Source organism: Clostridium sp. C8-1-8 (genome assembly GCF_009928445.1).
Lineage (GTDB): Bacteria > Bacillota > Clostridia > Clostridiales > Clostridiaceae > Clostridium_AR.
In genome coordinates, this window is the sequence record NZ_JAABNO010000036.1 from 38344 (window position 1) to 48524 (window position 10181).

At 31.0% G+C, this 10181-nt stretch carries 9 protein-coding genes and 1 other annotated feature; of the genes, 3 read left to right on the plus strand and 6 right to left on the minus strand.

Annotated elements, in window-relative coordinates; genetic code table 11:
* Window positions 1-245: 245 nt before the first annotated feature.
* Window positions 246-1229: a GMP reductase gene (gene guaC, locus GXK57_RS23385; protein ID WP_160680429.1), complete on the plus strand. Its 984-nt coding sequence runs from the start codon at window positions 246-248 to the stop codon at window positions 1227-1229.
* A 219-nt stretch (window positions 1230-1448) separates the two neighbouring features.
* Here guaC and GXK57_RS23390 read toward each other — a convergent pair whose 3' ends face one another.
* The 3 genes from GXK57_RS23390 to GXK57_RS23400 form a co-directional block, all read right to left on the minus strand.
* The gene (locus tag GXK57_RS23390; RefSeq protein WP_160680430.1) at window positions 1449-2018 is read right to left on the minus strand and encodes a 2'-5' RNA ligase family protein; all 570 of its coding nucleotides are present in this window, start codon (window positions 2016-2018) and stop codon (window positions 1449-1451) included.
* 91 nt (window positions 2019-2109) lie between these two features.
* Window positions 2110-3873, minus strand: a complete 1764-nt coding sequence (gene thrS, locus GXK57_RS23395) for a threonine--tRNA ligase (RefSeq protein ID WP_160680431.1) — start codon at window positions 3871-3873, stop codon at window positions 2110-2112.
* Between the two features lie 689 nt (window positions 3874-4562).
* Window positions 4563-4870, minus strand: a binding site (T-box leader).
* A 46-nt stretch (window positions 4871-4916) separates the two neighbouring features.
* A complete protein-coding gene (locus tag GXK57_RS23400) occupies window positions 4917-5489 on the minus strand; it encodes a hypothetical protein (protein ID WP_160680432.1) in 573 nt (190 codons plus the stop codon).
* Window positions 5490-5787: 298 nt separating this feature from the next.
* Between GXK57_RS23400 and GXK57_RS23405 the strand changes: the two genes are divergently transcribed.
* Window positions 5788-6774: an HD-GYP domain-containing protein gene (locus tag GXK57_RS23405; RefSeq protein ID WP_243156497.1), complete on the plus strand. Its 987-nt coding sequence runs from the start codon at window positions 5788-5790 to the stop codon at window positions 6772-6774.
* Window positions 6775-7070: 296 nt separating this feature from the next.
* Here the strand turns inward: GXK57_RS23405 and GXK57_RS23410 are convergent, their stop codons facing one another.
* The 3 genes from GXK57_RS23410 to GXK57_RS23420 form a co-directional block, all read right to left on the minus strand.
* Entirely contained in the window at window positions 7071-7706 is a 636-nt protein-coding gene (locus tag GXK57_RS23410) for a tRNA-uridine aminocarboxypropyltransferase (protein ID WP_160680433.1), read from the minus strand.
* A 57-nt stretch (window positions 7707-7763) separates the two neighbouring features.
* Window positions 7764-8477 (minus strand): hypothetical protein, encoded by a 714-nt coding sequence (locus GXK57_RS23415; RefSeq protein ID WP_160680434.1) that lies wholly within the window; start codon window positions 8475-8477, stop codon window positions 7764-7766.
* 283 nt (window positions 8478-8760) lie between these two features.
* Window positions 8761-9438 carry a cupin domain-containing protein gene (locus GXK57_RS23420; protein ID WP_160680435.1) on the minus strand — a complete coding sequence of 226 codons (678 nt, stop codon included), beginning with the start codon at window positions 9436-9438 and terminating at the stop codon, window positions 8761-8763.
* A 189-nt stretch (window positions 9439-9627) separates the two neighbouring features.
* On the opposite strand from GXK57_RS23420, the gene GXK57_RS23425 reads away from it, so the two are divergent.
* Window positions 9628-9873, plus strand: coding sequence for a hypothetical protein (locus GXK57_RS23425; protein WP_160680436.1), 246 nt, complete (start codon window positions 9628-9630; stop codon window positions 9871-9873).
* The last annotated feature ends 308 nt before the right edge of the window (window positions 9874-10181 follow it).

Genomic DNA, 10181 nt, shown 5'->3' on the forward strand with positions numbered 1-10181 from the left:
TCATTGCATATAAATCACATAGAACTTTTTCTAATCTAATAATACTTATAGAGAAAAAGAATAATATTAGACTTTATGCTCAATATATAAAAGTATAATGATTTCGCTCATTCTTTGTAAATAGAAGTATTATATGTAATATAAATACATTATTTTTGACATTTCTACAAAAATAATGTAAGCTACATTTAGACAAACATTTTTGTCTAATGCAATAATAATATTCGTGTTTAGAGGTGTAACTAATGGAAAATGTTTTTGATTATGAAGATATTCAGTTAATACCAGCAAAATGTATAGTAAATAGCAGATCTGAATGTGATACCACTGTGACTTTAGGTAATCGTAGCTTTAAGTTACCAGTAGTTCCTGCAAATATGCAAACTATAATAGATGAAAAGATTTCTGTTTACTTAGCTGAAAATGGTTATTTTTACATAATGCATCGTTTTGAACCAGAAAAAAGATTAGAATTTATTAAGGATATGCAATCTCGTGGATTGTTCGCCTCTATCAGTGTTGGGGTAAAAGATGATGAATATAAATTTGTAGAAAACTTATCAGCTAAAAACCTTGTACCGGAATACATCACTATAGATATAGCTCATGGTCATTCAAATGCAGTTATAGCTATGATTCAACATATAAAGAAGCACTTACCAGAAAGCTTTGTTATAGCAGGAAATGTAGGAACACCAGAAGCAGTTAGAGAATTAGAAAATGCTGGTGCAGATGCTACAAAGGTAGGTATAGGACCAGGTAAAGTTTGTATCACAAAGATAAAAACTGGATTTGGTACAGGTGGATGGCAGCTAGCAGCATTAAGATGGTGTGCAAAAGCAGCTAGCAAGCCTGTTATAGCAGATGGCGGAATACGTACTCATGGAGATATAGCTAAATCAATAAGATTTGGAGCAACTATGGTTATGATAGGTTCTCTTTTTGCAGGACACGAGGAGTCCCCTGGAATAACTATAGAGAAAGACGGAAAGTTATATAAAGAATACTTCGGTTCTGCTTCCGAATACCAAAAAGGTGAAAGAAAAAATGTTGAAGGTAAGAAGATGTTTGTAGAATACAAAGGACCTTTGAAGGATACTTTAATTGAAATGGAACAAGATCTTCAATCTTCAATCTCTTATGCAGGTGGTAATAAACTAGAAGCTATAAGAAATGTTGATTACGTTGTTGTTAAAAACTCCATATTTAACGGAGATAAGGTATATTAATATTGTATGTAACTGTATAGAATATTAATAAATAATGGAAAAACCTTTATTCATAGGTTTTTCCATTATTTTTTACTTCTTAGGAGTGCACATGAAGGCTAGATCCATACAAATTATAACGAAAAAGTTTTTCATTTTCCTACGGAAGTATAATCTTTCTATTGACTTAACCTAGTAATATCAATGATTCATAACAGATATACTATATATTAAGTAAAACTATAAAAATGCAATTCTCTTATAACAGAAATAGCTCCCTGGAATAATTTTATCCTCATCATAATATAGTAGGCCAAGTTCATTAAATACAACTTCAATATCATATTTTGTTCGGTCCATCAACTTGAGGGCTTTTTCATAGCTATCAAAAGAACCTCCTCCAATTGCCACAGTCATATGAAATATATAATCATCTCCATCGAAATCTGCCTTACACTCTCCAAATCTATTTTCTAGTTCTTCGTTAAGCTCTTTATGAAGTGACTGAAGTTCTTGTGACTTCTCAGCTTCTATTACCATTACTCCTGAAGAGTACCCAAAAACACTACTAGGATAGCATTTGACTTCCTTAAGTCTAACCTTTATAGGTTTCAAGGTTTTAACAAATTCATCAAAATAATGCTCTATATCTTCAAGACTTTCTATATGAAATGGCTGCTTAAGAGATACATGATGTGGAAGTCTTGCCATCTCAAATCCAAGCTTAGCCTTTTTATGGGCTTCTAACATTATTCTTCTTCCCATATTTTCTAATTCATTATTTGCCAGCAATACAAATGTTGCTTTCATTATATTCCCCCTATAGCATATATATATTTTTTTCTAATAAGAACTTGTAACTTATATTATTCAAAGTCTCATAAAGCTATAAAGCACCTTTTTATAAATCTTTTAGTTCTACTTCTTCCTTTATTCTCAACACAAACTCTTCTAGATCTAAGACTCCTTCATCCCCATTTTTTCTGCTTCTTAAAGCTATACTTCCTGTACTCTGCTCCTTCTCTCCTAATACAATAATATAAGGTAACCTCTCATTTCTTGCTTCTCTTATCTTGTAGCCTATCTTTTCTACTCTATCATCCAACTTGACCCTTATATTATTTTCCTCTAAGCGTCTTACCACCTTACTTGCATATTCATTAATTTGATCAGATATTGGAAGTACCTTTACTTGAACTGGAGAAAGCCAAGTAGGAAACTTTCCTTCAAGATGCTCTATAAGTATGCCTAAGAATCTCTCAAGACTTCCGAAAACTACTCTGTGAATAACAACTGGTTTATGCTTTTCTCCGTCGCTACCAACATATTCAAGATCAAATCTCTGAGGAAGTTGAAAATCTAATTGGATTGTTCCACATTGCCATGTCCTGCCAATGCTATCTTCTAAATGGAAGTCTATCTTAGGACCATAAAATGCACCATCTCCAGCATTTATCTTAAAAGGCATATTTACTTCCTCCAAGGCACTTTGAAGTGCCATTTCTGCCATTTGCCACTCACTATCTGTGCCCATAGAATCTTCTGGTCTTGTAGATAGTTCTACATGGTACTTGAAACCGAATCTAGCATAGACTTCATCTATTAGTTTTATTACACCTTTTATCTCATCCTTTATTTGCTCTGGAAGCATAAATATATGAGCATCATCTTGAGTAAAGGCTCTTACTCTCATTAAACCATGTAAAGCTCCAGAAAGTTCGTGTCTGTGAACTCTTCCAAGCTCTGCAGCTCTTATAGGAAAATCTCTATAAGAATGTGTCTGCATCTTATATACAAGCATTCCTCCTGGACAGTTCATTGGCTTTATTGCATAGTCTTCTTCGTCAATCTTCAATGTGTACATATTTTCCTTATAATGATACCAATGCCCCGATGTCTGCCAAAGCTCTCTGTTTAGTATAAGGGGAGTTTCAATTTCCTCATAACCGTACTTCTTATGAACCTCTCTCCAGTATTCAATTAGATTATTTTTTAGTATTACACCATTGGGAAGGAAGAAAGGAAATCCAGGGCCTTCATTCATCAAAGCAAATAGTTTTAACTCTTTGCCTAATTTTCTATGGTCTCTTTTCTTAGCTTCTTCAAGCATATTTAGGTATTTATCTAACTCACTCTTCTTCTCAAAGGCTGTTCCATATATTCTTTGAAGCATCTTGTTATTTTCATTGCCGCGCCAGTAGGCTCCAGCCACCGATAAAAGCTTAAAGGCTTTTAACTTTGAAGTTGAAAGTATATGTGGTCCAGCACATAAGTCAATAAAATCTCCTTGTTTAAAGAAAGTTAATTCTTCTCCATCTGGTAAGTCATTTATAATTTCAACCTTATAGCTTTCCCCCTTTTCCTTCATTAGCTTTAAAGCTTCTTCTCTTGTTAGTACACTTCTTTCTAATTTCAAATCTTCTTTAACTATAACTTTCATTTCCTCTTCTATAGCATTTAGTGAATCTATAGTAAGTGATTCTTCCATATCAAAATCATAATAGAACCCATTTTCTGTGGCTGGCCCAATTGTCAGCTTAGCACTTGGGTATAGGCGCTTTACTGCTTGTGCCATAATATGGGCTGTGGTATGTCTCAAAGCCCTTCTTCCGTCTTCTTCATTTGAATCAACAATATTCCCATCTTTTAATAATACTTTTAACATGATAATCCTCCTTCTTTAAGAATTATATTTATTTTCAAACCACTAACGAGATTTTCATTAGTGAGTTTTTTACAATCTCTTATTCTCAGCTCTTAGATAACGCTATATTTCATAGTGGCTGTTTAACAGCGTTAAAGGTAAGTAAAACTTAGTCAAGCATATTTTTACGCTTTTATTTACTTTTCTGCGCTTCTATTATTTAAAAAAATAAAACTCGCCCCAAATAAGGGACGAGTTGCTCGCGATTCCACCCAAATTACAGTAGTTTATTAAACATATAGATTTTACCCTTCATGTAAAAGTTGAAATTACTATTTCACCTTCCAGAAACCAGAGAGGTTTTAAAAATAGTTTTCAAATTGAAGTGGTTAATCTTAAAGCAATAACAATCAGAAATCAAAATATACAATCTCTACAAAATAATTATTAGTATTGTAATCATAGTTTCTATAAAGTTAGCTTTTACTACTATCACTCAAAATCATTAACGCAGAATTGCGGAATTTGCCTACTTAATTTCAGCACTCAACTCAGAGGTGGTTTTCGATAATGCTTGTTTAAAAGACCTTTCAGCCGGTGAGTCTTTCTCTCTTTTAACAGTAAAGTATCTACTCGTCCTCTTCATAGTTTTTAAATATTAGGTTTTAGTTATTATGAGTATCTTTAAAAATAAAAAAAACTCATCCCAAATAAGGGACGAGTATAATCGCGATTCCACCCAAATTACAGTAGCACAACTTAGCTTAACTTATGTCATTTATGCATTGTTGTTATTTATACTATGAAATATAAAATACTATTCATAATACTTACTACCATCACTCAATACTTTTAACGCAAGCTTACGGAGCTACCTAATGTTAGCATTCTAAATGCCAAGTTCAGCAGTCAACTAAGAGGTGGTTTTCAATAATACTTGTTTAAGAAACCTTTCAGCCAGTGAGTTTCTCTCTCTTTTAACAGTAATTTATTTACTAGTCCTCTTCATCATTTTTGTTATTACTCATTTTAGTACTATAATATTATTTTGTCAATATATTACTTTATATTTTAACATTATTATATAGTTTTTCTTCAATATTTTTTATCATTTCCTGTAACTCAGTATCATTTTCTATTCTAGAAAGTACTTCCCAATCCTTAAGCATAATATGCCTATTCTTAGGGCTTACTTCCCAGTAATTAAGATCTTTAACTGCATATGGATGGATAGCCTTATAATTGGCTAGCTTTCTCATATCCTCTAAAAACGTCTTCTTTGCTAAATCAGTTACAGTTCCACTAAACTCTGAATAAGGTAATGGCAATGAATCCTCGCAGCCTGGTAGAAATGTTATTATGAAACTTTCTCCTTGTCCACATTTAATATAATCAATAAACTTTGGAGCAGCAGTAATTTCTAATGTATTAATAAACTTCAGCTTTTGAACATAAACCTCTGAATATACTTGCAGCATATTTTCAATCATATACCCTTTGTAGAAATATTTTAACGAGCTTATCTGAGTGAATCTAGAATCTTCTTCAAGCATCGTTAAAAAACTATAGGAATCATCAAAATCCTTTACATTGCTTATATCATCCATCAGCTTTAATATTTCAACATCTAAAATCATATTTTAAAACTCCTTAAACACAAATCTAACCATAATTATTATATGTATAGTATTAGAATTTGTGACTAAAAATATACTTCATCTTACCTGAAAAGTATTAATAACAGATGAATTATAAATTACGTCACGATTACAACTATATTAACATAACCTTCCAAATAACTTCTCACATTGAAATCACATATTAGTTTTATAATTAAAACATAATCAGACTTTATAATTTATCTGTGCTAATAATAGTATTTAATGCTAACTAAGGAAAGCATCTTACATTAACTTATGATAAAAGGAGTTTTTTATGAAATTACGAGGTATAAGTAACAAAATTAGTTGGAGCTTCTTCGAAAAGTATTCTTTAATATTTCGTTGTATAACTGTCTTAACGTTTATGGCAGCTATAATTGTAGAAAAATATGATTCTAATAATCATCCGAATCCTATTTTTGTACTAATTATGATAACTTCAGGTATTTCATTATTTAAATTATACCAACATGCTCTAATAAGCTTAGCCACAGCATCTGTTACAGCTTATTTTACTCATGTAAATAACGACTTAAAACACCCTATGCTAAACGGAAGCTATCTCCACTTTGCAATATTTTTTATTTCAAACTGGTTATCCTATTTTCTTATTGCGTTTATAATAACTTATTTAATCAAACTTCATTCAAAGCATCAAAAGGCTACCTTAGCCTTTATAACCACTTTAGCTAAAACACTTGAGTCAAAGGATCCTTATACAGCTTCGCATTCAAAAAATGTTGCAATGTATTCAAAGGTAATTGCAGAGAAACTTAAGTACTCAAAAATTGATTGTGAGACTATATATGTCGGTGCTTTACTTCACGATATTGGTAAAATAGGAATATCAGATAACATATTAAATAAACCAGGTAAACTTACAGATGAAGAATATGAATTAATTAAGCAGCATCCTACCATAGGATATAATAGCTTAAAACTTATAGAGAGTTTTAATGAGCGTAAGATACTAGATATGATTTTGTATCATCACGAAAGATATGATGGAAAAGGCTATCCTCTTGGCCTTAAAGAAAAAGAAATCCCTGAATGTGCTGCAATAATTGCTGTTGCTGATTCCTATGATGCTATGACATCTGATAGAATTTATAGAAAGGGACATAGTGTAAATTTTGCAGTAGCTCAACTTAACCAGAACTGTGGAACCCAGTTTGATCCTAAAGTAGTTAAAGCATTTACAGAATATCTACAAGATAATGTTGCAGCCGTAATAAGTTCCAATAGCTTAGCTATTTCATAATAATTATCTAGCTATGTATAAAAATCTGTTTAATTCAATTGGTTATGACATTGATACTATATTATAAGACTATTATCACAAACTCATTAAAACATTTGATTACTTTGCACTTGGTTTCATACCATAGTAATTAAACAAAGGCAAAAGAAAATGTCCACTGATGCGATCTTCTTCAGTGGACTTACTTATAATTATTATATAAACTTTACAGTTTTTTCTTCATTACAAACTAAAAATCTAAATTATCTTTTAGTACAAAACAGTTTCATTTATCACCGTTTGAGGAGTGAGCATATCTAGGATTTATCTAATTTATGACCATACACACTTGCTTTAAAATTATCCAAAAACAGATTAAAATCCTCTGTTAATATCGTCGCTTGCTCTAGTTCTTTATTTAGCTTAACTACTTCAATGGCAGCTTCCATAGTACATAGATTCCCATCAAATACTCCTTTTCTAAGAGTGTACTTTGATTTAAAATCTGCTTTCAATGTAATTGTTGGAATAGCTTTGAGATATTCACTCTTCCTAACTATCTTTTTTGCTTCTTTCCAAGTGCCATCCAATAGTATAAATGCCGGAATCTTGCTTATGCCTTTACCACCAAAATTAGGAACTGTGTTGCATTCTTCTTGAGGAAAGAGAAGATAAACATCGTATATGCCGCTTTCAATTTTCTCAATCAACTCTTTAGGACTATTAGTTCTTTCCCAGTGAAATATTTCAGTTGCTTCTGGATTAGCTAATTTTAAAATTCTAGCTGTATTAGAAGGTCTATAAAACTCTCTTTCTGTTGAAAGTATCCATAGCTTTGCTTTTGTATTTACTTTTTTCACTGAGTTACAAATGCAATTTATAACTGGCAGTCCACATCTATCGCAACTCTCATATAATTTCGTAATCTGCTTAACTTTATAATTAGATTTCATTTTTCTCCTATAAACTCAATATAATTTATATACATATATAAGCTATTACATGATAGCTTACTCTACAAACAATTTACTTTTCGCCAAAGCTTTATCTGAAAATGGATTTTTTCTTACCGCTAGTGAATATAAAAATGGATATTCCGTTTTCAAATGACTCATGTAATTTAGCCATTCAACTACCATCAACTGATAGCACCTTTTAATATCTATAGATAGATGCAAAAAATCTTCTTCTTCAAGATCATATAAGTTATCTCTAAAATTGAGTTCATCATAAATATGATATAATGACCAGAGCATATCCGTAAAATTATTGTGCTCTAATAGTGTCTTATTTTCAAACATTGTAAGTATATTTTGTCTATTGGAGAATATGAATTCCTTTAATAACTTTAAATCACTTGCTTTGCTATCTATTGTAATATTTAATTCCTTAAATTCTTTAATAGCATTATTATAATCTTTATCTGTCCAGTTATCCCCTATACTAAGATTTTTACATATTTCATGAAAATTCAAGTTAAAGGCTGATAAGTTCCTAATCGCATTCACCCCAGTTTCTGTAAAAAAAGCTCCTATTACTACACTAATTTTCTTAAAATTATCCTGTTGCTCTTTATACTTAACAATCTGATCTATTAAAATAGTAACTATTATAACCTGTAAAGGAACGAAAGCCAAATCCTGTAACAGATAAAAAGCTGTATCTCTCTGATCATGAAATATGTAGATTTGGAGAAAGTAAAAGATTAATGAAACTGTAAACAATGATATTACCAGTATAATATTTCTATATAACTTTTTAATACAAATCCCCCCAGAAGTAAGATTTTTTTAATGGTCAAAACTTATTCGTTAATATTTTATCATGTATTCTGATGTTATGGCAATTTTTACTTTCTATTGCATATTTAATAATAAAGATGTATCACTTCAATGCAAATCTATTTTCAGAACTCCTCTTTGTCTTGTTATGAGTATTTGAAATATAAATTTTAGTATGAAGTGATACATCTACAAAAAGCTAATCATTAGCTTATTTACAATAAACTTATCCTTTCTTCTTTTCAGCGGCTTCTGCATCTGCTTTTGTTTGGTGAACTGTACCCTTAGGATGTTGAGGCGGTGCATATATAGAATATAATTTTATAGGCATACTTCCTGTATTTATAACATTATGCCAGGTACCAGCAGGAATCATGATTGCAAAGTCATCTGATACCATTGCTTGATAGTCTAGTCTATCCTTAGTTTTTCCCATTTTAACAATTCCTTGTCCCTGTTCAATTCTTAGGAATTGATCGACATTAGGATGAATCTCTAAACCTATATCGGCGCCAACATTAATGCTCATCAAGGTTACCTGCAAGTGTCTTCCTGTCCATAAAGCAGTTCTGAATGTATTATTTTGCTTAGTAGCTTCATTAATGTTAATAGTGAATGGTTGTGCTCCATTGTCTTTTAGTGCTATTCCAGGATTCATGCCACCAGCTGCTACTTGCTGCTGCATATCTGATCTGTACCCATAAGAAAAATCATCTTGGAAAAACTCATAGTTAGGCTGCTCAAACTGTCTTTGATATGAGTGATGTGGATGATATTGGTTATATGGAGGTACATTATAGAAATAATAAGGATACATGTAATAACCATAATTTATATTGTATGGATTATATACAGGCATATTAGGGAAATAAGGACTTGGATAACTCCAATTGTAATTATACATAGTATTCCTTCCTTTTGTAATTTTACAGAATTATACTATGTTATATATCTGCAGATGTGCTTGTTTACATATAAACATATTACTAAAAACCAATGTATAAGAACTAACTTTATACAAACTATTGAAATCATAATTTAATAATAATCATCATATTAGTATTATTATAAATAAGTTTCAGTAGGTGAGATAATGACTATATTTGATAATCTTACTCCGGAAGATGCAGTTATTTTAACAAATGCAATAGTTATTGCTATTTCCAAAGATAAAACTGCTGATGAGATAAATGTACTTGGAAACTTTATTACAGGTGTAGGCTGTTTGCTACTAACTGTAGCAGCTCAAAAACAATTTATTCAATCAGATGTTAAAACCTCTAATAATAACAATGATAAAAACAATGATTCTAATAATGATGATATCTTTGTTGGTTAATTTAATCCATACATTCAAGTACTTTTTAATGACAATACTCTGTTTTGAATTATAAAATTTGTAGCTTGCAGCATTATATTTTTTTATTTAAGCTTGTTTTAAAATCATGTTGATTTATAGATCGATTATAGAAAACTTTATTAAATAAGTCTTGTACATATTATTTGTACTTTGGGACACAAGCTCCATCCCCATGTCTCATTTCAAACACAAAAAAGACCTCACATAATTGTGAAGTCTTTTCTATACCATCAGGTATTTATTCACCTAGCGACCACTTACTCTCCCACACAGTCGCCCATGCAGTA

Coding starts and splice junctions, on each gene's coding strand:
- GXK57_RS23400 (WP_160680432.1), bottom strand. CDS start 5,489: ATGATTTTAGATGTTGAAATATTAAAGCTGATGGATGATATAAGCAAT.
- GXK57_RS23410 (WP_160680433.1), bottom strand. CDS start 7,706: ATGAAATCTAATTATAAAGTTAAGCAGATTACGAAATTATATGAGAGT.
- GXK57_RS23390 (WP_160680430.1), bottom strand. CDS start 2,018: ATGAAAGCAACATTTGTATTGCTGGCAAATAATGAATTAGAAAATATG.
- GXK57_RS23425 (WP_160680436.1), top strand. CDS start 9,628: ATGACTATATTTGATAATCTTACTCCGGAAGATGCAGTTATTTTAACA.
- guaC (WP_160680429.1), top strand. CDS start 246: ATGGAAAATGTTTTTGATTATGAAGATATTCAGTTAATACCAGCAAAA.
- GXK57_RS23405 (WP_243156497.1), top strand. CDS start 5,788: ATGAAATTACGAGGTATAAGTAACAAAATTAGTTGGAGCTTCTTCGAA.
- thrS (WP_160680431.1), bottom strand. CDS start 3,873: ATGTTAAAAGTATTATTAAAAGATGGGAATATTGTTGATTCAAATGAA.
- GXK57_RS23420 (WP_160680435.1), bottom strand. CDS start 9,438: ATGTATAATTACAATTGGAGTTATCCAAGTCCTTATTTCCCTAATATG.